General features: G+C 72.5%; 19 protein-coding genes and 1 pseudogene. 6 read left to right on the top strand and 14 right to left on the bottom strand.

Features of this window, described 5'->3' with window-relative positions; genetic code table 11:
• Positions 1–18: 18 nt before the first annotated feature.
• The 4 genes and pseudogenes from JOD64_RS33430 to JOD64_RS06315 all read right to left on the bottom strand — a co-directional run bounded on the left by JOD64_RS33430 (position 19) and on the right by JOD64_RS06315 (position 2,856).
• Positions 19–474: an LLM class flavin-dependent oxidoreductase gene (locus JOD64_RS33430; protein WP_307813263.1), complete on the bottom strand. Its 456-nt coding sequence runs from the start codon at positions 472–474 to the stop codon at positions 19–21.
• Between the two features lie 16 nt (positions 475–490).
• Positions 491–748 (bottom strand): annotated as a pseudogene (locus tag JOD64_RS33425) (LLM class flavin-dependent oxidoreductase); the annotation flags it as partial.
• Between the two features lie 152 nt (positions 749–900).
• Positions 901–1,806, bottom strand: a complete 906-nt coding sequence (locus JOD64_RS06320; protein ID WP_204941375.1) for a TIGR01777 family oxidoreductase — start codon at positions 1,804–1,806, stop codon at positions 901–903.
• A 51-nt stretch (positions 1,807–1,857) separates the two neighbouring features.
• Complete coding sequence (locus JOD64_RS06315; RefSeq protein ID WP_204941374.1) at positions 1,858–2,856, bottom strand: aldo/keto reductase; 999 nt, start codon at positions 2,854–2,856, stop codon at positions 1,858–1,860.
• A 55-nt stretch (positions 2,857–2,911) separates the two neighbouring features.
• Between JOD64_RS06315 and JOD64_RS06310 the strand changes: the two genes are divergently transcribed.
• A complete protein-coding gene (locus JOD64_RS06310; protein ID WP_204941373.1) occupies positions 2,912–3,322 on the top strand; it encodes a MerR family transcriptional regulator in 411 nt (136 codons plus the stop codon).
• 57 nt (positions 3,323–3,379) lie between these two features.
• On the opposite strand, the gene JOD64_RS06305 is transcribed toward JOD64_RS06310, so the two are convergent.
• On the bottom strand, positions 3,380–3,886 hold the full coding sequence (locus JOD64_RS06305; RefSeq protein ID WP_307813262.1) for a hemerythrin domain-containing protein: 507 nt from the start codon (positions 3,884–3,886) through the stop codon (positions 3,380–3,382).
• A 91-nt stretch (positions 3,887–3,977) separates the two neighbouring features.
• Positions 3,978–5,315: a low temperature requirement protein A gene (locus JOD64_RS06300; protein ID WP_204941372.1), complete on the bottom strand. Its 1,338-nt coding sequence runs from the start codon at positions 5,313–5,315 to the stop codon at positions 3,978–3,980.
• 213 nt (positions 5,316–5,528) lie between these two features.
• Here JOD64_RS06300 and JOD64_RS06295 point away from each other — a divergent pair, with 213 nt between their 5' ends.
• Positions 5,529–6,464, top strand: a complete 936-nt coding sequence (locus JOD64_RS06295) for an SDR family NAD(P)-dependent oxidoreductase (RefSeq protein ID WP_204941371.1) — start codon at positions 5,529–5,531, stop codon at positions 6,462–6,464.
• A 121-nt stretch (positions 6,465–6,585) separates the two neighbouring features.
• Here the strand turns inward: JOD64_RS06295 and sucB are convergent, their stop codons facing one another.
• A complete protein-coding gene (sucB, locus tag JOD64_RS06290) occupies positions 6,586–8,430 on the bottom strand; it encodes a 2-oxoglutarate dehydrogenase, E2 component, dihydrolipoamide succinyltransferase (protein WP_204941370.1) in 1,845 nt (614 codons plus the stop codon).
• A gap of 65 nt (positions 8,431–8,495) precedes the next feature.
• On the bottom strand, positions 8,496–9,887 hold the full coding sequence (gene lpdA, locus JOD64_RS06285; protein ID WP_204941369.1) for a dihydrolipoyl dehydrogenase: 1,392 nt from the start codon (positions 9,885–9,887) through the stop codon (positions 8,496–8,498).
• Between the two features lie 178 nt (positions 9,888–10,065).
• On the opposite strand from lpdA, the gene JOD64_RS06280 reads away from it, so the two are divergent.
• A complete protein-coding gene (locus JOD64_RS06280) occupies positions 10,066–10,395 on the top strand; it encodes a hypothetical protein (RefSeq protein ID WP_204941368.1) in 330 nt (109 codons plus the stop codon).
• Positions 10,396–10,441: 46 nt separating this feature from the next.
• On the opposite strand, the gene JOD64_RS06275 is transcribed toward JOD64_RS06280, so the two are convergent.
• Positions 10,442–12,016 (bottom strand): leucyl aminopeptidase, encoded by a 1,575-nt coding sequence (locus JOD64_RS06275; RefSeq protein WP_204941367.1) that lies wholly within the window; start codon positions 12,014–12,016, stop codon positions 10,442–10,444.
• A gap of 162 nt (positions 12,017–12,178) precedes the next feature.
• On the opposite strand from JOD64_RS06275, the gene gcvT reads away from it, so the two are divergent.
• Complete coding sequence (gene gcvT / locus JOD64_RS06270) at positions 12,179–13,309, top strand: glycine cleavage system aminomethyltransferase GcvT (RefSeq protein WP_204941366.1); 1,131 nt, start codon at positions 12,179–12,181, stop codon at positions 13,307–13,309.
• A 155-nt stretch (positions 13,310–13,464) separates the two neighbouring features.
• On the opposite strand, the gene JOD64_RS06265 is transcribed toward gcvT, so the two are convergent.
• From JOD64_RS06265 to JOD64_RS06250, 4 genes are all read right to left on the bottom strand, one after another.
• Complete coding sequence (locus JOD64_RS06265; RefSeq protein WP_204941365.1) at positions 13,465–14,754, bottom strand: DUF2314 domain-containing protein; 1,290 nt, start codon at positions 14,752–14,754, stop codon at positions 13,465–13,467.
• A 72-nt stretch (positions 14,755–14,826) separates the two neighbouring features.
• The gene (locus tag JOD64_RS06260; RefSeq protein ID WP_204941364.1) at positions 14,827–15,600 is read right to left on the bottom strand and encodes an adenosylcobinamide-GDP ribazoletransferase; all 774 of its coding nucleotides are present in this window, start codon (positions 15,598–15,600) and stop codon (positions 14,827–14,829) included.
• Positions 15,590–17,503: a bifunctional adenosylcobinamide kinase/adenosylcobinamide-phosphate guanylyltransferase gene (locus JOD64_RS06255; protein WP_204941363.1), complete on the bottom strand. Its 1,914-nt coding sequence runs from the start codon at positions 17,501–17,503 to the stop codon at positions 15,590–15,592. Before JOD64_RS06255 ends, JOD64_RS06260 begins: the two co-directional genes overlap by 11 nt.
• Before the next feature lie 59 nt (positions 17,504–17,562).
• The gene (locus JOD64_RS06250; RefSeq protein ID WP_204941362.1) at positions 17,563–19,380 is read right to left on the bottom strand and encodes a serine/threonine-protein kinase; all 1,818 of its coding nucleotides are present in this window, start codon (positions 19,378–19,380) and stop codon (positions 17,563–17,565) included.
• Between the two features lie 143 nt (positions 19,381–19,523).
• On the opposite strand from JOD64_RS06250, the gene JOD64_RS06245 reads away from it, so the two are divergent.
• On the top strand, positions 19,524–19,724 hold the full coding sequence (locus JOD64_RS06245; RefSeq protein WP_204941361.1) for a hypothetical protein: 201 nt from the start codon (positions 19,524–19,526) through the stop codon (positions 19,722–19,724).
• Complete coding sequence (locus JOD64_RS06240; protein ID WP_204941360.1) at positions 19,724–20,521, top strand: site-2 protease family protein; 798 nt, start codon at positions 19,724–19,726, stop codon at positions 20,519–20,521. Before JOD64_RS06245 ends, JOD64_RS06240 begins: the two co-directional genes overlap by 1 nt.
• Positions 20,522–20,625: 104 nt before the next feature.
• Here JOD64_RS06240 and JOD64_RS06235 read toward each other — a convergent pair whose 3' ends face one another.
• Complete coding sequence (locus JOD64_RS06235) at positions 20,626–21,624, bottom strand: aldo/keto reductase family protein (protein WP_204941359.1); 999 nt, start codon at positions 21,622–21,624, stop codon at positions 20,626–20,628.
• Between the last annotated feature and the right edge of the window lie 22 nt (positions 21,625–21,646).

Genomic DNA, 21,646 nt, shown 5'->3' with positions numbered 1-21,646 from the left:
CTCATGATCGACGGGGCGTCAGGCGGTGGGAGCCGCGTCCGGGGTGGCCACCACCGTCTGCACCAGCGCCTCCAGAGCCGGCGGGTCGGTCCGACCGGCCGCGCCGGCGGCCACGCAGGCCAGCTGCGCCTCGATCTGGTCGGCCCGCCACCGCGCCTCGTGCTGGTGGCCGTCAGCGAGGGTACGCCCGAACCCGGTCAGCCCGACCACGTCGGCGTGCCCGCCGGCCCAGCGCAGCAGCGTCGAGTTCGCCGTACCCATCGTCAACGGGATTCGGTCCTGCACCGGCCGAGGTGCGCGCAGCACCGCGTCGTGCACCGTCAGCTCGGCCGCGTCGACGGTGACCGAGGTGCCGACGAGCAGGGCACGGACCGCCTCGGCGACGGCCACGCAGCGGCGGACCCGGCCGGCCACGTCGGGGCGTTCCCGGCCCACCGCGCGCCACTCGCCCGGGGGTGTGACCGGCGCCGACACCGAGCCGGGCCCGGCCGCCGGAGACCAGGTCGAGGGTGGCCACGTCGGTCGCGAGCAGCATCGGCTCCCGTACGCCGAGGTTCGACACGTCCGAGCCGAGCCCGATCGTCGAGGTCACTGACGCGGCGGCGGCCAGCGCCACGAACGGTGACGTCACGTCGCCGGGGTGGTCGGCGGCGAGCAGGGCGTCGAAGCCGGCGGCCTCGGCCCGGCGGGCCAGCTCGACCCAGCTCGCCGCGTCGGTGGGAGTGGCTTGCAGGGAGAAGGTCGCCATCGGCCCACGCCGGCCCATCGGCCAGCCGGTGAGCGCCGATTCTGCCCAGGGCCGAACCATCGGGGGTAGGCAGGGCGTTGTCGTGCCCAGCCGTTGAAGAGCCCCCGACGCCGCCTTCTGCGACGCCGCCGGCCTCGGCCCGGCGGCTCAGCTCACCGCGTCGGGTTCAGAGCCGCGTGCAGGGCTTCGGGAAGGGTGGGGTGGCGGAACGGGTACCCGGCTCGGGTCAGGACCGTTGGCACGACTCTCGTGCTGGTCAGGGCCTCGTGGGCGAAGCCGCCGAGGGCCACCTTGAGCGCCAACGCGGGGATCGGGATGATCGCCGGCCGGTGCAGTTGCCGGGCGAACTCCCGGGTGAATTCGGCGTTGGTGACCGGGTTCGGGCCCACCACGTTGACCGGGCCGGCGATGTCATCGTGGTCGAGCAGGAAGAGGGTCGCGTCCAACCAGTCGGCCATCGAGATCCACGGCAACCACTGCCGGCCACTGCCCAGCCGGCCGGCGATGCCCAGCCTGAACGGCAGCAGTTGCGGCTTGAGGAGCCCACCGTCGCGATGCAGTGGCAGTCCGGTCCGCAGTCGTACCACGCGTACCCCGGCGTCCTCGGCCGGCCGGGTCGCGGCCTCCCACACCCGGCAGACGTCGGCCAGAAAGCCCTCGCCAGCCGGCGAGTCCTCCTCGACCACCCGGTCGCCGGTGTTACCGTACCAACCGACGGCCGAGGAGTTGAGCAGCGTCTTCGGCCGATCGGCCGCCGGCAGGCCGGCGATCGTGGTCGCCAGCGTGGTGGTGCTGTCCACTCGGCTGGTGCGGATCAACCGCCGGTAGTCGTCGTTCCAGCGCTTGTCACCGACGCCCGCGCCGGCAAGGTTGACCACGACGTCCGACCCGGCGACGGCGGCCGGGTCGAGCTGCCCGGCGGCCGGGTCCCACCGCAGCTCCTGCGGCACGCGCGGCGCACGACGGACCAACCGGGTGATCTGGTGCCCGTCGGCGACGAGCCGGTCGGCCAGTCGAGTGCCGAGAAAGCCGGACGCGCCGGCCAGAAGGATCCGCATACCCCCATCTTCGCCCAGAACACCGCCCACGGATGCGCCCCCGCGGATGGGTCAGGCCTTGAGGGCTGGGCGTAGGTCCGCCAGGAGACGCTCCACTTCGGCGTAGGACTCGGGGCTCAGGGGGCCTTGCGTCAGGGTGGCCAGGTTCTCGTCCGCCTGTGCGACCGTGCGCAGGCCGGGGATCGGCACGGTACGCGGACTGCGTGCGAGCAGCCAGCCCAGCGCGCCCTGTGCGAGGGTCCGCCCGTCGGCGGTGAGCGCCGCGCGGACCTGCTCCACCCGGGCCGCCCAGCGGGGCGTCGGCCGGCCGTCGGTGAACCACTCCAGCCACTCCGGCGCCCGACCGCGCACGTCGTCCGCCCCGACAGCCCGGGTCGACCCGGTGAGCAGCCCCATCGCCAGCGGCCCACGGTTGAGGCTGGCCAGGTCGTGACTGTCGCAGACCGCCAGCACCGCGGCGTTGTCGCGCAGCACCGACTCGTCGTGCTGGATGGCGGCGCAGTGCGGGCCGGCCGCCGCGAACGCCTCCGCCGAGGCCGGGTCGTCGGTGCTCCAGCCGTACGCGCGGATCTTGCCCTGGTCGACCAGGGCCTCCAGGGTGCCGATCAGGTCGAGCGCGGCGGGCACCGGCAGTTCGTTGATGTGCAGTTGGTAGAGGTCGACGTGATCGGTGCCGAGCCGGCGCAGCGAGTCTTCCAGGCTGCGGACCGCGAACGCCGGGCTGGCGTCAGTGCCGAGCGCCCGCCGGGTGCTCTCCTCGCTGACGTTGCCGAACTTGGTGGCGATCACCGCGCGGTCCCGCCGACCGGCCAGGGCCTGGCCCAGGATCCGCTCGCTGTGCCCGGCGCCATAGTTGCTCGCCGTGTCGAACAGGGTCACTCCGAGGTCGAGCGCGCGGTGGATGGTGCGGATCGACTCGTCGTCGTCCACCTCGCCCCAACCGAACGGCTGCCCGTCGTTACCCCAGAGCGGGCCACCGATGGCCCAGCACCCCATCCCGATCGCGCTCACCGTGATGCCGCTGCGTCCCAGCGTCCGTGTCGTCGTCATGTGATCAGCCTCCAACCTGGAGCGCGCTCCAGGTCAAGTACTAGCATCTCGGGCCATGAGCGGTTACGCCCCCTCGGAGGCCGCCCGCCGCAGCGGCTTCAGCCTCGACACCCTGCGGTACTACGAGAAGATCGGCCTGCTCGCCGACGTGGAGCGGACGGCGGGCGGACAGCGGGTCTTCACCGATGACGACCTCGGCTGGCTGGTGCTGTTCCGCTGCCTGCGCGACACCGGGATGCCGATCGCCCAGATGTGCCGTTACGCGCAACTCGCCCGCGAGGGCGAGCACACCGCCGACGAACGGCGCGAGCTGTTGCAACGGCACGCGACCCAGGTCGAGGAGCAGATGCGTCTGCTCCAGCTTCAGTACGACCACCTTCGGGAGAAGATCCGCTTCTACGAGCGGCTGCCCGGCCCGGTGCCGGAGGTCGAGCAGGCCGGGGCAGCCACCCGTTCCCGCGTCTAGACGGGACACCCGTCAGCCGGCGGCGCGGTCAGGCCGAGGAGTGCCTCGGCGGCGCGGTCAGGCTGAGGAGTGCCTCGGCGGCGCGGTCAGGCCGAGGAGTTCCTCGGCGGTACCGGGTCGGCCGGTGAGGAAGTTCAACGCGCTGACGAGCCGCTTCTCCTCGTAGCGGAAGTGCGACTCCAGCAGCGCGGCCAACCCGTCCAGCTCGGCGCCCACCTGGGCGAACGGCACCGCCGTGTCGCCGGCCAGCAACGCCTCGACCCGCTCCAGGACCCCCGCCACCACCTCGTGATCGGTGATCAGGTTCGCGATGACCGGGCGCAGCTCAGGGACCTGCTCGGCCAGCAGGCGAAACGCGCCCGCGTCCTCACCGGTGTGGTGTCGCCCAAGTGCGGTGCAGAACGTCAGGCAGTGCGCCCGCAGGTCCCGGGACGGGCGGGCATCACCCGCGGTGTCGAGGCTTGCGCTGAGACGGGCCAGTTCCGCGCTGAGCCAGAGGTGGATCTCGATCATCTGGTTGCCGACGGCAGCGAGCCGGCCGGTCGGTGAATCGGTTGGGTGCACGTTTGTCCCATGCTGTCCCCGCGCCTCCATGCCCACGACGGCCTTCGTGCCGGGTGCACCGCGACGCTGCACCGGAGCTGATCCCAGTGGGTCATGGCCTGGTCGGCTCGTCGGTCTCCTCGACGTCGTGCCAGCGTGCACGCCAGGCAGCCTCATGGGCCTCGTGGCTGGTGCGCTCCTGGAAGACGGCGGCCCGCAGCGCCTGCCGGGAACTCGACATCACCAGCACCTCCACGGCCACCAGCCCCACACAGATCACGGTCGCGAGGATGAGCGCGCCGAGTGCCGGCAGGTGCTGGGCGATCGGCAGGGCCACCGTGAGCACCAGGATGACGCCGACACGGGTCCAGCTGATGGTGTGCAGGGTACGCAGTTGAAACAACATGTTGACGGCGAAATAGCAGATCAACCCGCCGAAGAACATCGGTACGGCCGGTCCCTCGATCTTCTCGGCGACCCCGCCGGCCGGGTCGGTGATCTTGTGGAGGATCTCCTCGTTGCCGATGGAGAAAAGGATCACCCCGGCGATCATCGGCAGGTAGATGTACGCGTACGCGTCACGAGCCATCGCCACCCGCGGGCCACCCTCCGCCGCGTGCAGGGCGATCCGGGCGGCGGGCCCGATGAAGTCGAAGTGCGCCCACCAGAGCGCAGCCGTGATCACGATGCCGAGCGCGGCGGCCGCCACTGCCGGCCAGGTGACCGCCTTGCCGAGCAGGTTGCCGCCCACACCCGTGGAGATCACGGACTCACCCAGCGCGATGATCAGGATGAGGTCGTAGCGCTCCGTCCAGTGTTCAGCGCTGGTCACCCCCCAACCCCAGGTGCCGACGATGAAACCGGTGGCGTACTGCACCACCACCACGGCGATCCACAGGCTGTCGCGGACCGTCGCGGCCTGGTCGGGGTCGCCGATCTGCGGCGGGATCAGCGCGGCGGCCAGCAGCAGCACGATGCTCACCGCCAGCTCCGGCGCGAACCGCCGCAGTTGCCGGCGCTCCTGCGGGCTGTCCCGCACCACGTGCTGATACAGGATCCAGTGGATGCCGCGGACCACGACGTAGCTGATGGCCACCAGCATCGGGCCGGCCGCACTGCCCTTCGGGTCGCTGAACGCCTGCGGCAGCCCGAGCGCGAACGCGAACAGGGCGGCCATCGCGATCACCATGAGCACCGGGACGTAGCCCTCGCCGAGCCGGACCCGGGTGGCGACCAGGCTGTGCACCACCCAGCACCACCAGAGCACGGCGAGCACCAGACCGGCATGCAGCACCTGTTTGCCGGAGATGTTCGCGGCGGTCGCCCGGGTGATGATGAAGAACGAGAAGACGAAGACCAGGTCGAAGAAGACCTCGAACCTGTCCACCCGGGCACCGGGGGCGATCGGGACGGCAGGCCCCAGCTGCCCACCCCGCCGGTAGCCGCCCACGGTCCCACTCTGGCAGCGTCCGGTCTGGTCGGTGGCCCGAACGGCGATGGCGGCGGTGTCGGGCGTTACCTCTGGCCCGGGGCGGGAAAACACCTGGACCGGCCTTCATTCGGTCCGGAGCGCCGTCTGTCGGCGCGAAGGCCGAATCATGGCCGCCAGCGGCCTCCGGCAGCAGGGCCGGTCGGTCCGACCCACCCTGGACAAGGATGGATCATGACGACGAGCAAGCCGATCACCACTTCGTTCGCCCACAACTCCACGGCCATGGACGTGATCCGGGGCGTGGACCTCGTCGGGCGGCGGGCGATCGTCACCGGCGGGTCGTCCGGCATCGGCGTGGAAACCGCCCGTGCCCTGGCCAGCGCCGGTGCGGAGGTCACCCTGGCCGTCCGTAACACCGACGCCGGCCAGAAGGCCGCCAACGACATCACCGGCACCACCGGCAACGACCGGGTCATGGTCGCCCCGCTGGACCTCGCCGACCAGAATTCGGTCGCCGACTTCGTGGCCAACTGGGACGGCCCGCTGCACATCCTGGTCAACAACGCCGGGATCATGGCCGCGCCGGAGATGCGCACCCCGCAGGGCTGGGAGATGCAGTTCGCCACCAACCACCTGGGGCACTTCGCGCTCGCCACCGGGCTGCGACCGGCGCTCGCCGCCAGTGGCGGGGCCCGGATCGTCTCGGTCAGCTCCGCCGCCCACCTACGCTCACCGGTGGTCTTCGACGACATTCAGTACGAGCGTCGGGAGTACGAGCCGTGGCAGGCGTACGGGCAGTCGAAGACGGCCAACGTGCTCTTCGCCGTGGAGGCGAGCCGCCGCTGGGGCGACGACGGCATCCTGTCCAACTCGCTGATGCCCGGCGCGATCCAGACCAACCTGCAGCGCTACGTCAGCGAGGAGGAGCTCAACCGGCTCCGCGCGGGCAACGCGGCAGCCTGGAAGACCGTCGAGCAGGGTGCCGCCACCTCGGTGCTGGTTGCCGCGTCGCCGTTGCTCGACGGTGTGGGTGGGCGCTACTTCGAGGACTGCCAGGAGGCCGCCCCCGCCCAGCCCGGCGGGCGGACCGGCGTCGCGGACTACGCGCTGGACCCGGAGGCCGCCGAGCGGCTCTGGCAGGTCTCGACCGCCCTGCTGAAGGGCTGAGGCCGCAAACGATGGGCTGAGGTCGCAAACGATGGGCTGAGGTCGCAAACGATGGGCTGAGGTCGCAAACGGAAGGGCGCCCCGGTCGACGACCGGGGCGCCCTTCGGCGTTGGTGCGGGATCAGGCCAGGCCCAGCTCCGACTCGAAGTTGCCGGCCTCCAGCCGCTCCTTGACCGCGGTCAGGAAGCGAGCGGCGTCGGCGCCGTCGATCAGCCGGTGGTCGTAGGACATGGCCAGGTAGACCATCGACCGGACCGCGATGACCTCGCCCAGCTCCGGGTCGTTCACCACGACCGGACGCTTCACCACGGCACCCGTGCCGAGCATCGCCGACTGCGGCGACGGCACGATCGGGGTGTCGAAGAGGGCGCCCCGGCTGCCCGTGTTGGTCAACGTGAAGGTCGCCCCGGCCATCTCGTCCGGGGTGATCTTGTTGGCCCGGGTGCGCTCGGCCAGGTCGGCGATCCGCTTGGCGATGCCGCCCATGTTGAGCTCACCGGCGTTGTGGATCACCGGCACGAGCAGCCCGCGCTCGGTGTCCACGGCGATGCCGAGGTGCTCGGCGGCCGGGTAGGTGATCGTGCCGCCGTCCAGGTCCATGCTGGCCTGGATGATCGGGTGGGTCTGGAGCGCCTCGATGGCGGCGAGTGCGAAGAACGGCAGGAAGGACAGCTTCACGCCGTGCTTGGCCTGGAACGAGTCCTTGGCCTTCACCCGCAGCTTGGCGACCTTGGTGACGTCGACCTCGACCACCGTGGTGAGCTGGGCCGTCTCGTGCAGCGACTGCTGCATCCGCTTGGCGATGGTGGCCCGGATGCGCGGCAGCTTCTCGGTGGTGCCCCGCTTGCTGCTCGGCTGCGGCTTCGCGGCCGGCTTGGCCGGGGCCGCCGACGGTGCGGCGGCCGGCTGCGCGGCGGCGGGAGCGGCCTTGGCGGCCTTCGCCTTCTCGGCCGCGTCGAGGACGTCCTGCTTGCGGATCCGGCCACCCACACCGGTGCCGTTGACCGAGGACAGGTCGACACCGTGCTCACTGGCGAGCTTGCGCACCAGTGGGGTGACGTAGCCGGCGGCCTCCTCACCACCACCCTGCGCGGGGGCGGACGGGCGCGGCGGCGTCGGCGCCGCCGCGGCCGGCTGCGAAGCCTGCTCGGTCTTCGCCGGCTGCGCCGAGCTCTCGGTCTCCGCGTCCGGCTCGTTGTACGACAGGCCCGGCGTCGGCTCCTGCACCTTCGGCTTCGGCGCGGCTTCCGCCTTCGGCTCGGCCTTTGGCGCCGGCGCGGCCTCCGCCTTCGGCTCGGGCTTCGGCTCGGGCTTCGCCTGCGCGGGGGCCGCACCGGCAACGCCGATGATGGCCAGGTCGGCGCCGACCGCGGCGGTCTCGTCCTCGGCGACCTTGATCTCCAGCACGGTGCCGGCGACCGGCGACGGGATCTCGGTGTCCACCTTGTCGGTGGAGACCTCCAGCAGCGGCTCGTCCACCTCGATGGTCTCGCCGACCTGCTTGAGCCAGCGCGTGACCGTACCCTCGGTGACGCTCTCACCCAGGGCCGGCATCTTCACCGCGGTGCCCTCGCCCGACGGCGCGGCGGCCGGAGCCGGCGCCTCGTCCTGCGCCACCTCGTCGGCGGTGCCCTCGGCGGCGGCGGTCGGCTCGCTGACCGGCTCGACCGCGGCCGGCGCCTGCTGCTGCTCCTGCGGGGCGGCCTCGCCGCCGCCGGTCGACTCGCCCTCACCGGCGATGACGGCCAGCTCGCTGCCGACCTCGGCGGTCTCGTCCTCGCCGACCACGATCCGGCTCAGCACGCCCGCCGCGGGCGACGGGATCTCGGTGTCGACCTTGTCGGTCGAGACCTCGAGCAGGGGCTCGTCGACCTCGACCGTGTCGCCCTCCTGCTTGAGCCAGCGAGTGACGGTGCCCTCGGTGACGCTCTCGCCGAGCCGGGGCATGGTGACCGATACCGGCATTTTCTGAGACTCCTTCATTCCCCTGGTGGGATCTTCGCCCGTCGCCGGACGCCGCGGTTGGATGATCAGGCGTGTGCGTGCAGCGGCTTGCCGGCGAGGGCCAGGTGCGCCTCGCCCAGGGCCTCGTTCTGGGTCGGGTGGGCGTGCACGAGCTGGGCGACCTCGGCCGGGTAGGCCTCCCAGTTGTAGATGAGCTGCGCCTCACCGATCAGCTCACCCACCCGGGCGCCGATCATGTGTACGCCGACCACCGGGCCGTCCTCGACCCGGACCAGCTTCACGAAGCCGGTGGTCTTGAGGATCTGGCTCTTGCCGTTGCCACCCAGGTTGTAGTTGTACGTCTTGACCTTGTCGGCGCCGTACTGCTCCTTGGCCTTGGCTTCGGTGAGACCCACCGACGCCAACTCCGGGTCGCAGTAGGTGACGCGCGGGATGCCGACCTCGTCGATCACGGCGGGGGTCTGCCCGGCGATCTCCTCGGCCACGAAGATGCCCTGCTGGAAGCCCCGGTGCGCGAGCTGGAGGCCGGGCACGATGTCGCCAACCGCGTAGACGTTCGGCACGCTGGTGCGCAGCCGCTCGTCGGTCAGCACGTAGCCGCGGTCCATCTTGACGCCCTGCTCCTCGTACCCGAGGTTGGCGGTGTTCGGGCCGCGACCCACGGCGACCAGCAGCAGCTCGGCCTCGACGGTCTCGCCGCCGGAGATGGTCAGCTTGACGCCGCTCTCGGTCTTCTCGACCTTCTCGAACGGCTTGCCGACCTTGAAGTTGATCTTCCGCTTGCGGAACGCCCGCTCCAACGCCTTGGACGACTCCTCGTCCTCGGCGGCGACCAGTCGGGGCAGCGCCTCGACGATCGTCACGTCCACACCGAAGGACTTCCACACGCTGGCGAACTCGACGCCGATCACGCCGCCACCGAGCACGATCACCGACGACGGCACCCGGTCCATCGTGAGCGCGTGGTCACTGGTGATGATCCGCTCGCCGTCGACCTCCAGGCCCGGCAGGCTCTTGGCGTACGAGCCGGAGGCCAGGACCACGTTGCGGCCGGTGTAGCGCTTGCCGTCGACCTCGACCACGTTCTTGCCGACCAGCTTGCCGTGGCCCTCGACGATGGTGATCGCCTTGTTGCCCTTCAGCATGCCCTGCAGGCCCTTGTAGAGGCGGGCGATCACGCCGTCCTTGTACGAGTTGACCCCGGCCATGTCGATGCCGATCAGCTCGGCCTTCACACCGAACTGCTCCGACTCGCGGGCCTGGTCGGCGATCTCGGCCGCGTGCAGCAGCGCCTTCGTCGGGATGCAGCCGTTGTGCAGGCAGGTGCCGCCGAGTTTGCCCTTCTCGACCAGCGCGACCTTCAGGCCCAACTGGACGGCGCGCAGCGCGGTCGCGTAGCCGCCGCTGCCACCTCCGAGAATGACAATGTCGAAGGTCGCTTCGTTCGGCTCGCTCACGTCCAACTCCCAGGTCGCGTCGCTGCATCGGGGGTCACAGAGGTGTAACACAGACACACCCCACCTCGGTCATCTTGTCACCACCGGGCACAGGGTGCGTACCGAGGTGCCCAACGACACGTCATCGACACGTACCCTTGGCACCGTTGTCGATGACGGAACGTGGGGGAGAGGTCCGGTGGGGTTGTTCCGGCGCCGCAAACAGGCGACTGTGCCGAGCCATGACCGTGCCGCCGATCGGGGCGACCTGGACCATCTGGAGAACTTCATTCGGAGCCGGCGCGGGGTCGAGGCGTACATCGAGCCCCGGACGACGGTGACGGAGACCACGGTCATCCTGATCGCCGACGACGGAGAGTGGACCCGCCGCCGCATCGACGGCCCGGACGGTGCCCGACGCTTCGCGTACCGGATGGGCATCCCGGTGTACGACGTCCGGCTGATGGGCTACCCGCAGCGGATGCGCGACTTCAACGAGCGCCGCAAGCGTCGACCCGAGCGGAGCTGAGACGCGCGGAGGGGCCCCTGAACCGGGGCCCCTCCGCCTACTTCCGTCAGCCGTTGGCCGCGACGTCCTCGACGAGCTGCACCAGCGTGCGGACCGGCACGCCGGTGCCGCCCTTGGTCCAGTAACCGGTCGGTTCGCCGGAGTGGTAACTCGGCCCCGCGATGTCGATGTGCGCCCACGCCACGTCGTCGGTCACGAACTCGCGCAGGAACACCCCGCCCTGCAGCATGTGACCGGCCCGGTCCATCCCGGCGTTGACCTGCGAGATGTCCGCCACATCGGACTCCATGCCCTTACGCACGTCCTCCGGCAGCGGCATCGGCCAGGCGGGCTCGCCGACCGCGTCGCCGGCCACCTGGACCCGCTCGCACAGCTCCGGAGTGCCCATCACACCAGCGACCCGCTTACCCAGCGCGACCACCTGGCCGCCGGTCAGGGTCGAGGTCTCGAACAGGTAGTCGGTGCCGTCCGCACAGGCGCGGGCGATGGCGTCGCCCAGGACCATCCGGCCCTCGGCGTCGGTGTTGAGCACCTCGACCCGCTTGCCGTTGAACATGGTGATCACGTCACCCGGCCGGTAACTGGTGCCCGACGGCATGTTCTCCGCCATCGGCAGGTAGGCGCTGACCGCCACCGTCGGCTTCAAAGCGGCGATCGCGAGCATGGCCGCGCCCACCGCAGCCGCGCCCCCCATGTCGGACTTCATCTCCCACATGCCCTGCGCGGGCTTGATCGAGATGCCGCCGGTGTCGAAGGTGATCCCCTTGCCGACCAGCGCGACCCGCTTGCCGTTACCGCCGCCCTCCGGCGTGTAGGTGAGCTTCACCAGCCGGGGCGGGGCCTCCGAGCCCTGGCCGACCGCGACGATGCCGCCGTACCCACCGGCGGCCAGCGCCGCCTCGTCCAGCACCTCGACGCCGAGGCCCGCGGCACGGGCGGCGTCGGCGACCGCGTCGGCGAACGACGGCGGACGCAGCTCGTTCGGTGCGGTGTTCACCCAGTCCCGGGTGAGCCGGACCGCATCCGCCACCACCTGTGCCCGGACGACCTCCGCCTGGGCACCCGCGTCTCCGGCGTCCGGCACCGCGACGAGCACCTCGGCCACCGGCTCCCGCCGGGTCGGCTGGGGGCGGGTCTTGTAGCCGGCGAACCGGTACCCGCCGAGCAGCGCGCCCTCGGCGACCGCGCGCAGCTCAGCCGACGCGTCCGAGTCGTCGGGCAGCGGCAGGGCCAGCGCGACCTTGGACGCACCGGCCAGAGCCCGGATCGCCGAACCCGCGGCCCGACGCAGCGTCTCCGGCGCCGGGGCGGCACCCGACGGCTCCGGGCCGAGCCCGACTGCGGCCACCAGCGGGGCGGTCACCGTGCCCAGCGTGGCCAGCTTGATGACCTCACCCGGCCCACCGGTCGCGCCGAGCAGCGCCAGCGTCTCGGTCAGCTTGCCGTCGAAGGCGGCGGCGATGCTCTCCGCGCCGCTGGCGAGCAGCAGGGTGCCGGCGAGGCCGCTGGTGGCGCCCTGCTCTCCGGGCTGGCTGTGCACGCCGATCACGATCGCGTCGACGGCGAGCTCGGCCGGGTCGGTGTCGACCAGGCTCAGGTTGGTGGTGCGGGGTGATGTCACTGAAGCTACTCCGGGCGGGCCGGGCCGGTCGCGGGGTCGCGTACCAGCGGTGAAGGTCTCCGGCGGAACGTACCCGCCGGACGTGATGGCTGTCCCGCCGACAGCGCCAGCGGGCTCCCGCCGATGCTAACCAGCGACGTTGCCCCCGGTAAGTTGCCACCCATGACCGACGTGACCTTCGACGCCGCCGCGACCCGGCTGCGCCGTTCCCCGCTGCACGAGCGGCACATCGCCGCCGGCGCCAAGTTCGCCCCCTTCGGGGGTTGGGAGATGCCGCTGGAGTACGCCGGCGGCGGGGTGCTCAAGGAGCACACCGCGGTGCGTACCGCGGTCGGGGTCTTCGACGTGTCGCACCTGGGCAAGGCCCGGGTGAGCGGCCCCGACGCGGCCGACTTCGTCAACGCCTGCCTCAGCAACGACCTGGGCCGGATCGGTCCGGGCCGGGCGCAGTACACGCTCTGCTGTGACGACGCCACCGGCGGTGTGGTCGACGACATCATCGCCTACCTGTACGCCGACGACCACGTCTTCCTCATCCCGAACGCGGCGAACACCGGCGAGGTGGTGCGTCGGTTGCGCGCCGCGGCGCCCGCGCAGGTCACCGTGACCGACGAGCACGAGGCGTACGCCGTGCTGGCCGTGCAGGGCCCCCGCTCGGCCGAGTTGCTGGCCGCTCTCGACCTGCCCACGGAGCACGGCTACATGAGCTTCTCCGCGGCGAACCTGGCCGGGGTGGAGCTGACCGTCTGCCGTACCGGCTACACCGGCGAGCTGGGTTACGAACTGGTGGTGCCGGCGGAGCACGCGGTGACCGTCTGGGACGCGCTCTTCGCCGCCGGGGAGGCGTTCGACCTGCGGGCGTGCGGCCTGGCCGCCCGGGACACGCTGCGTACCGAGATGGGCTACCCGCTGCACGGGCAGGACCTCTCCCTGGAGATCACCCCGGTGCAGGCCCGCTCCGGCTGGGCGGTCGGTTGGGACAAGCCGGCCTTCTGGGGCCGTGCCGCGCTGCTCGCCGAGAAGGCCGCCGGCCCCCGGCGTACGCTGCGCGGCCTGGTGGCCGTAGACCGGGCCATTCCGCGGCCCGGGATGACCCTGCACGTCGGTGACACCCAGGTTGGCGAGGTGACCAGCGGCACCTTCTCCCCAACCCGCAAGCAGGGCATAGCGCTGGCCCTCCTGAACACCGACGCCAACCTGTCCGAAGGCGACGAGGTCGAGGTCGACATCCGCGGCCGCCGAGCCCCCCTGACCCTAACCAAACCCCCCTTCGTAAACCCCTCAGTGAAGTAACCCCCTCCGGGCTCCCGCCCCCGCCCCCGCCCCCGCTCTGTTGATCATGAGGTTATTGCCACGACACGCCGACGGCGGTGGCAATAACCTCATGATCAACGCCGTGGGGCGGGGCAGGGCCGGGTGGGCGGGGCAGGGGGAGTGGGGGTGGGGGGCTAGGGGGTTGGGGGTTCGCCGGAGTCTAGGACTGCTTGGGTCCAGCCGCCCTCTATGACGCCGGTGGCGTCCAGGACCGCCCAGTCGACTACGTCGGTCGCCTCCACCACCACCGGAGCGCCGATCCGGACGCTCGGGTCGGTGGCGGCGTCGCTGGCGCTCACACCGACGATCCGCTCCGCGGCCTCCCACGAGGTGACGCCCGCCCAGACGTACTCCGGGCCGTCGTCGCCGGGCAGGCCGTACTTGACCACCAGCTGCGACTCCGCCGGGAGTTGGCCCGCGACGAACCGGGCCCGCGCGTCACCCAGGGCCGCCCGGGCGGTGGCGACCGCCCGGCTCATCGCGTCACCCGAGCGGGCGTAGCGCACGTCCGGTTGGATCCCGGAGAACAGGGTCGCGCAGGCTGCCGCGTAGTAGCGCCCGTCCGGCCCCCGGTGTCCGGCGGGCGGTCGCAGGCTGAGGAACGAGTCGGCCTCCGGGTCGGTCGCCGGGTCCAGTTCCAGGCGCAGCAGCACCGGGGCGGTCGCGCCGTGCTGTTCCGGGTTGCCGTACGCCACCGCGATGTCGTGCCCGGTGACCGTGGCCAGCACCGGCAGCTGCACGAACGCCGGCACCTCCTCGCCGGTGAGCCCGTCGGTCCAGTCCCGCAGCAGCCGGCGTGCCGCTCCGGTCATCACCGCACCCCAGGCTCGGGTGAGGTGGTCGGGAACCCCCTGGGTCTGCAACTCGAGCAGCCCGAAGCGGCGCAGCCCCTTGGTGGTGAACCACAGCCCTTCGGTGTCCGACGAGTACGGCACCAGCACCCAGTCGACCAGCCGGATTCGGCCCTGCTCGTCGGGGAGTGAGCGCAGTGCGGTCGCCGGGTCGAGGAACTGCAGGCCGAAGACGTCCACCACGTCGCTGTCGACGGACTCCGCCACAGCAGCGGCGACCGCGCGGGCCGCCCACTCGTGCGCGGGCGGCCAGCCGGGCCGGTATTCGGCCTGCACGACCACCAGGTGGGTCGCCGCGGCGAGCCGGGCCAGTTGCTCCTCGGTGGCGCCGAACGCGGTGAGCAGGTCCGGCGGCAACTCGGGGAAGTCGGCGATGGGCCGGGTGTCGACGCTCATCAGCGGGCTGTCCAGCATCTGCCGGGCCAGGCCGTGCACCGGCTCGGCCAGCCGGCCGGTCAGCGCCGCCACCGCGGTCTTCGCGCTGACCTTCGGTAGCCCCGCCATCGGCACCAGGTAGGTCGCGCTGAGCGACTCCGGCACCGGTACGGGCAGGAAGTCGTCCGTGATGAGCATTCTGGGATCCCCCGGTGGCCGACGCCGGTGCTGTCTGTCGAGCCGAACGCTACCCGGCCCGCCGCGCCCGGTTCAGCCGGACAGCACCAGACCCAGGTAGACCAGCGTGGTGACCACCTCGACGGTCGCGCCGAGGACGTCCCCGGTCATCCCGCCCAGCCGTCGTACCACGTGGGTCAGCAGACCGACCGCGACGGCGAGCGCGACCGCGACGGCCAGCGGCCCCTGCCATGGGCGGCCCGGCACCGCGGGCACCGCCAGCAGCGCGACGGCGACCGCGCCGACGGCCAGTGCCACCGGGCCGACCGTGCCGGCCACGAGCGCGCCGAGCCCGTCCGGCCGGGCCGCCGGCACACCCCGCCGACAGGCCACCGTGACGCCGAACCGCCCGGCGGCGGTCGCCGCGGCCACCGCCGCGAGACACGCCGGCCAGGACCGCCCCGCCAGGTCGGCGAGCGCCGCCGCCTGCACCAGGAGTACGACCACCAGGGCGACCACCCCGAACGGGCCGACGTCCGGCTTCTTCATGATCTCCAGCGCGGCCGCCCCCCGCCGGTACGAGCCGAGCGCGTCCACGGTGTCGGCCAGCCCGTCCAGGTGCAGCCCGCGGGTGAACAGCGCCGCGGCGCCAACCGTCACACCCGCGGCCACCAACGGGGGAGCGAACGCGCCGGTCAGCAGCAGCACGCCGGCCAGCAGGGCACCGAGCAGCGCGCCAACCACCGGGGCGAGAGCCATCGCGGTGCCGGCGACGGGGCGGTCGATTCGTCCGGCCCGCACCGGCAGCGTGGTGAACGTGGTGAGGGCCAGCCGGGTTCCCGCGAGGAACCGCGACTCAGCCGGCACGCCAGCCCGACGCCGGCTGCTCGTCCGCCCCGGTGCTGGCCGGGCCCGGGCCCTCCGGCTCCGGCTCGGCGAAGTCGGGCTCGGTGAAGTCTGGCTCGGTCAAGTCGGGCTCCGGTTCGTCGGGGGCCGGGCCCGGCTCCTCGACACCGCCGAGCGACTCGTCACCGCCCAGCGACGGGTGGACCGGCAGAGCGGCGGCCAGCGCCAGCACCGAGCGCAGCAGCGGGAGCGCGACCAGCGCGTTCGCGCCCTCGCCGAGATCCAGCCGCAGGTCGAGCAGCGGGGTGAGACCGAGCACGTCGGCGGCGAGCCGTACCGCCGGGTGCCCGCCGTGGTCGGCGAGCAGGCACCAGTGCCGGGCCTGCCCGGCCAGGTCGCGGCTGACCATGCCGGCGGCCACCCCGACCGGCCCGTCGAGCAGCACCGGCAGCCGGCGGGCGGTCGCGCCGAGCAGCACGCCGGTGGCCACCGCCACGTCGCCGCCGCCCAACTCGGCCAGGATTTCCTTGGCGCCGCGCGACGAGCGGCGGGTGCGGTGCAGGGCGTCGCGTACCGCCGCGCAGCGGATCATCCACGCCGCGTCGTCGATCTCGCCCGAATCGGTGATCACCCGGCCCAGCACGGCCGGCGGCTCCGCGCCGGCGGTCGCCGCGAGCACCGCCGCGGCCGCGGCCTCGGTGCCGGCTCCGCACGCCCCCAGCACCAGCAGTTGTACGCCCGCGTCGGCGGCCTGCTCGGCCAGCCTCCAGCCGTAACGCAGCGCGGACTCCACCTGATCGGGTGAGAGCGCCGGCTGTTCCTCCATCGGAGCGGCGGCCGGAGTGTCCACCACCTGCAGGCTGGCGCCGCTCTCGGCGGCCAGCCGCGCCAACGCGCCCCGGCCTGCGCGGGCCTGTGCGGCCCGGCGCGCAGACTCACCGGCAACGGTGCCGGCCGACGCCCCGCCGGCATGGTCGCCGTGCAGCAGCAACACCCGCACCGAACCCCAGGCCTGCGGGGTCGAGGTGCCCTGGGTGGCGGCGGCGAAACCGACGACCCGGTCCAGCACACCCAGACCGGCCCCCGGTACGTCCAGCGTGGCCAGTCGGTCCACCGCCTGCGGGCCCGCGTACTCGTCGGGCATCGGCAACTCCATGCCCGGCTGGATGACCAACCCGGTGGCCACCACCGGCAGCGCCATGGTCGGTGCCGCCCAGGGGTTTCCGGGCTCCTGGTTCGGGACTACCGGAGGCGTGTGGGTCAGCACGTCGGGCAGCTGCACCTCGGGGGTGGGCTCGGCGTCGGCCCCGCTCGCCACGACCGATGCGGTCGCGGTCGCGGTCGCGGGAGCGGGAGCGGCTGGCACGGTCGTGGTGGCGACCGGCTTCAGCCAGACCGGCTGGCCGGCGACGACCAGCGCCACCGCGTCGCAGGCGTCGGCGACCGCGCGGTTGGCCGCGCCCAGCGCGTCGGTGAACGCCCGGCCCAGCGGGGTGGTCGGCACCAGCGACAGCCCCACCTCGGGGCTCACCAGCACCACCCGCGCCGAGCAGGTGCGGACCGCCTCGGCCAGTTCCGTGATCGTCGCCACGTCGTCGGCGGGCTGGTGGTCCGGGTCGAGAAGCACCGTCACCCAGCCACCCAGGTCGTCGACGAGCAGCGTCTCGTTGGGCTCGGCGGACGCGAGCACGTCGGCCAGCCGGCGTGGCTCCGCGGCGGTCTCCTCGGTGGTCCAGCTGCCCGGCCGTCGGGCGCGGTGCGTCGCCAACCGGGTCGCCCACTCGGTGTCCTCCGGGTCGCCCTCAGGCGCGGTGGCGAGGTAGCGGACCACCGGCGCGTCGGTGACCAGGGACTCGGCGAACTCGGACTTGCCGGACCGGGTCCCGCCGAGCACCAGGACCGTGTTCCACCCGTCTACGGACATGCCCGTACCTTAAGGCCGCCGGTGCTCCCACTGCCTGCCGGCCCGGTGCTCGCCGTCGTTCAGTCGCAGTGTTCGAACCCACTGCCGTAACTGACCCCGCCGGTGGCACCGCCCCACTTCACGCACGTCCCGGCGGCGCTGGCCCGCACCGGCCCCGCGTAGTAGTCGAAGAACCCGCTGTCGGTGCTACGGGCCCGACCCTGCACCTCCAGGTACGCCGAAGCCGCAGTCTTCGCGCCGACCGCGGTGTCCTTGAGGGTGACCACGCAGTTGCCGCCGGTGCCCGGGTGGTACATCAGGAAGACCCGGCCCTTGCGGTGGCCGTCGCTGCCGGTCAGCGTCGCCGAGTCGATCACCTGGTAGCCGCTGCCGCACGCCTGCGCCGCCGTGTACGGGTTGGGCCGGCCCGCCGCGCTGCCGGTGGGCGTCGGTCGGCTGCTGGCCTTCCCGGTGGGGGTGCTGCCCGGCGTCGTGGTGGGCGGGTCGGGGGCGGTCGTCGGCGCGTCGGTCCGCACGCTGGAGCCGGTCGGCGCGGGGGTCGCGGTGCGGCTGGCGCTCGGGGTGCCGCTGGGCGGGGGGCCCGAAGTGCTCGCACCCCCGTCGTCGAGCGCGACGTCGTCCGGGACCGCCGCCGATCCGCCGGCGAGCGCCGGCGGACGCTCCGTCCCACCCGGCTCCCCACCGGGCCGCAGAGCCACCACGGCCACGGCGATCAGCGCCACGAGAGCGACCGCGCCGGCCACGATCAGCAGTTGCCGGCGCCGGCCGGACGACCTCTCCCGGAACACGTCCTCCCGGGTCGACCCCGACCCGGTCACCGGTGCGGCCGCGAAGCCTGGCGGCGTGCCCACGGCGGCGGCCCCGATCGGCGCGGGTCGCCCGGTCGGCGTCGGCCCGGCCGAGGGCGCCGGCGCGGCCGGCGTGGGGGTCGGGACGGGCGGCGTGGGGGTCGGGACGGGCGGGGTGGCCGGAAGGGCCGAGGGCGTCCCGGGGGTGGGTGCGGCCAGAGCCCACGGTGGGCGGGCGGAGACCGGGATGCTCGCCAGGGTCGAGTCGCGGGCATCGGCGGCGGCAGCGGCCATGTCGGCGGCGCTGCCGAACCGGTCCGCCGGACGCTTCTCCAGCGCGCGGGCGACCACCGCGGCGACCGCCGGTGGGGTGCCCGGCGGCAGCGCCGGCGGCGGCTCCTGTGCGTGCCGGAGCGCCACCGCGAGCGGGTTGTCGCCGTGGAAGGGCGGCTGCCCGGCGAGGCAGAAGTACGCCACTGCGCCGAGCGCGTAGACGTCGGTGGCGGCCGAGACCGACTGTCCGGTGGCCTGCTCGGGGGACATGTACGAGGCGGTGCCGAGCACCATGTTCGCGGCGGTCAGCCCGGCCATGCTGCGGGAACGGGCGATGCCGAAGTCCACGAGCACCACGCTGCCGTCCGCCTTGACCAGCAGGTTGCCCGGCTTTACGTCCCGGTGCACGATGCCGGCGAGGTGGGCGGTGTGCAGCGCGTCCGCAGCCTGTGCCAGCACCGACATGGTGGTGGCCGGATCCAGCCGCCCCGCCGCGCGCACCCGTGCGGACAACGGCTCACCCTCGACGTACTCCATCACCAGGTAGTCGACCTGGCCGCCGTCGGCGAGCACGGCCTGCCCGACGTCGTGCACCGCGACCACGCCAGGATGCCGCAGCGCGGCCAGCATCCGCGCTTCGGCCCGGAACCGGGCGGTGAATTCCTGGTCGGCGACCAGCGACGGCAGCAGCACCTTCACGGCGACCTCGCGTTCCAGCAGCACGTCCGTGCCGCGCCAGACCGCGCCCATCCCACCTGTCGCCACCCGCTCGCTCAGCCGGTACCGGTCACCGAGCAGCACTCCCCGAGTCAGCACCGGGTCACCGTACCGGCCGCCGCCAACGGGATTGATCCACCCATGGACCCCGCGGGGGCGAGCGAGCGGCCGTTGCGCGCCGGGCCGACTACGCTGGCGAGGGTTCGTCCCACGGGGACTTCAGCGGCGAGGGGAGACGCGGCATGGCGTGGAGCTGGCGGTACGAGGGCACGAACGGCCAGACGGTCGAGGGACCGGCGGAGTCGTTCGGCAGCCAGGCCGACGCCGAATCCTGGATCGGTCAGACCTGGCGGGAGCTCGCGGCGTCCGGCGTCACCTCGGTCGCGCTCGTTGAGGACGACCGGGTGGAGTACCGGATGAGCCTGCTGCCCACGGCCGAGTGATGGCCTACGACCGGCCGGGGGCCGACGGGCTGGTTCTCGGCGTACCGAAGGCGGCGTTCCGGCCCAGCCCGGTCTTCCTCGGCCTGGTCGCTCTCTTCGTGGTCAGTGGGGTGCTGACCTGGAACGGTTACGGCAGCGTCCGGTTCAACGTGTTCCTGTTCGTGGTGTCCGGCTGGTTGGTCTCGCTCTGCCTGCACGAGTACGCCCACGCGGTGGTCGCCTACCGGGCCGGAGACCGGGACATCGCCCACCGCGGCTACCTGACGCTCAACCCGTTGAAGTACACCCACCCGCTGCTGTCGATCGTGCTGCCGGTGGTGGTGGTGCTGCTCGGCGGCATCGGTCTGCCCGGCGGTGCGGTCTGGGTGGACCGGCACGCCATCCCGGGCCGACTACGGCACACCCTGGTCAGCCTCGCCGGCCCGGCGACCAACGTGCTGTTCACGCTGGTGCTGGTGGCGGCACTGCGGATCGGCATTGAGTCGGGTGGCCCGTTGGAGTTCTGGGCCGGGGTGGCGCTGCTCGCCTTCCTACAGCTCACCGCCAGCTTCCTGAACCTGCTGCCGGTGCCCGGCCTGGACGGCGGCAACATGATCCAACCGTGGCTCAACCCGCAGTGGCGCAAGATGTACGACCTGTTCGCCCCGTACGGTTTCCTGCTGCTCTTCGCGCTGCTGTGGAACCCGCGCATCGGCGGCTGGTTCTTCGACGCGGTCTTCGCGGTGGGTGACCTGCTCGGTCTGCCCTCGTGGCTCTACGCCACCGGCCTCGACCTGATCCGCTTCTGGCAGAGCTGACCGAACGGCGACGGGCGGAGCTGACCTTGCCCGGCGACGGGCGGAGCTGACCGAACCCGGTCCGGCCGGCGCGAGAGATTCGCGCCGACCGGGCCGGACTGGCGTCAGGGACGCTGCGCGGGGGACTCGGTCTTCGCCGGGTCCCGCTCGGTGACCGGCTCGACGATGTCGTCGATCGCCTTGAGCAACGCGGCGTCGAGCTTCACGCCGGCCGCCTTCACGTTGTCGTGCACCTGCTCGGGGCGGGACGCGCCGATGATCGCCGACGAGACGTTCGGGTTCTGCAGGACCCACGCCACGGCGAGCTGGGCCATGCTGAGCCCGGCCTGCTCAGCGAGGGGCTTGAGCTGCTGAACCCGGGTGAGCACGTCGTCGTTCATGAACCGGGAGATGAAGTTCGCACCCGACTTCTCGTCGGTGGCCCGGGAACCGGCCGGCGGCGGCTGCCCCGGCAGGTACTTGCCGGAGAGCACGCCCTGTGCCATCGGCGACCAGACGATCTGCCCGATGCCCAGCTCCTCGCTGGCCGGCACGACCTCAGCCTCGATGACCCGCCACAGCATCGAGTACTGCGGCTGGTTGGAGACCAGCGGGATGTGCAGCTCACGGGCGAGCGGGTGGGCGGCGCGCAGCTGCGCGGCGGTCCACTCGGAGACGCCGATGTAGTGCGCCTTTCCGGAGTGGACGACGTCGGCGAATGCCTCCATCGTCTCTTCCAGCGGGGTGCTGGTGTCGTAGCGGTGAGCCTGGTAGAGGTCCACGTAGTCGGTGCGCAGCCGCCGCAGCGAGCCGTTGATCGACTCCATGATGTGCTTGCGGGACAGGCCCCGGTCGTTTCGGCCCGGCCCGGTCGGCCAGTAGACCTTGGTGAAGATCTCCAGGCCTTCGCGGCGCTCGTTCTGCAACGCCCGGCCGAGCACGTCCTCGGCCCGGGTGCCGGCGTACACGTCGGCGGTGTCGAAGGTGGTGATCCCCGCGTCGAGGGCGGCCCGGACGCACGCGAACGCGGCGTCCTCCTCGACCTGCGAACCGTGGGTGATCCAGTTGCCGTACGAGATCTCGCTGACCATCAGGCCGGAGCGGCCCAGGTGTCGGAATTCCATGTACCGACCCTAGCTCTAGTGG

It is taken from the genome of Micromonospora luteifusca, from assembly GCF_016907275.1.
In the GTDB taxonomy this organism is placed as follows: domain Bacteria; phylum Actinomycetota; class Actinomycetes; order Mycobacteriales; family Micromonosporaceae; genus Micromonospora; species Micromonospora luteifusca.
The sequence above is the reverse complement of the archived record's forward strand: the minus strand, read 5'-3'. Positions and strand labels throughout refer to the sequence as shown.

What these genes read in the sequence shown, in the direction of transcription:
- JOD64_RS06320 (WP_204941375.1), bottom strand. Translation starts at nt 1,806, where the DNA reads ATGCGGATCCTTCTGGCCGGCGCGTCCGGCTTTCTCGGCACTCGACTG.
- JOD64_RS06315 (WP_204941374.1), bottom strand. Translation starts at nt 2,856, where the DNA reads ATGACGACGACACGGACGCTGGGACGCAGCGGCATCACGGTGAGCGCG.
- JOD64_RS06310 (WP_204941373.1), top strand. Translation starts at nt 2,912, where the DNA reads ATGAGCGGTTACGCCCCCTCGGAGGCCGCCCGCCGCAGCGGCTTCAGC.
- JOD64_RS06295 (WP_204941371.1), top strand. Translation starts at nt 5,529, where the DNA reads ATGACGACGAGCAAGCCGATCACCACTTCGTTCGCCCACAACTCCACG.
- sucB (WP_204941370.1), bottom strand. Translation starts at nt 8,430, where the DNA reads ATGCCGGTATCGGTCACCATGCCCCGGCTCGGCGAGAGCGTCACCGAG.
- gcvT (WP_204941366.1), top strand. Translation starts at nt 12,179, where the DNA reads ATGACCGACGTGACCTTCGACGCCGCCGCGACCCGGCTGCGCCGTTCC.
- JOD64_RS06265 (WP_204941365.1), bottom strand. Translation starts at nt 14,754, where the DNA reads ATGCTCATCACGGACGACTTCCTGCCCGTACCGGTGCCGGAGTCGCTC.
- JOD64_RS06255 (WP_204941363.1), bottom strand. Translation starts at nt 17,503, where the DNA reads ATGTCCGTAGACGGGTGGAACACGGTCCTGGTGCTCGGCGGGACCCGG.
- JOD64_RS06245 (WP_204941361.1), top strand. Translation starts at nt 19,524, where the DNA reads ATGGCGTGGAGCTGGCGGTACGAGGGCACGAACGGCCAGACGGTCGAG.
- JOD64_RS06240 (WP_204941360.1), top strand. Translation starts at nt 19,724, where the DNA reads ATGGCCTACGACCGGCCGGGGGCCGACGGGCTGGTTCTCGGCGTACCG.
- JOD64_RS06235 (WP_204941359.1), bottom strand. Translation starts at nt 21,624, where the DNA reads ATGGAATTCCGACACCTGGGCCGCTCCGGCCTGATGGTCAGCGAGATC.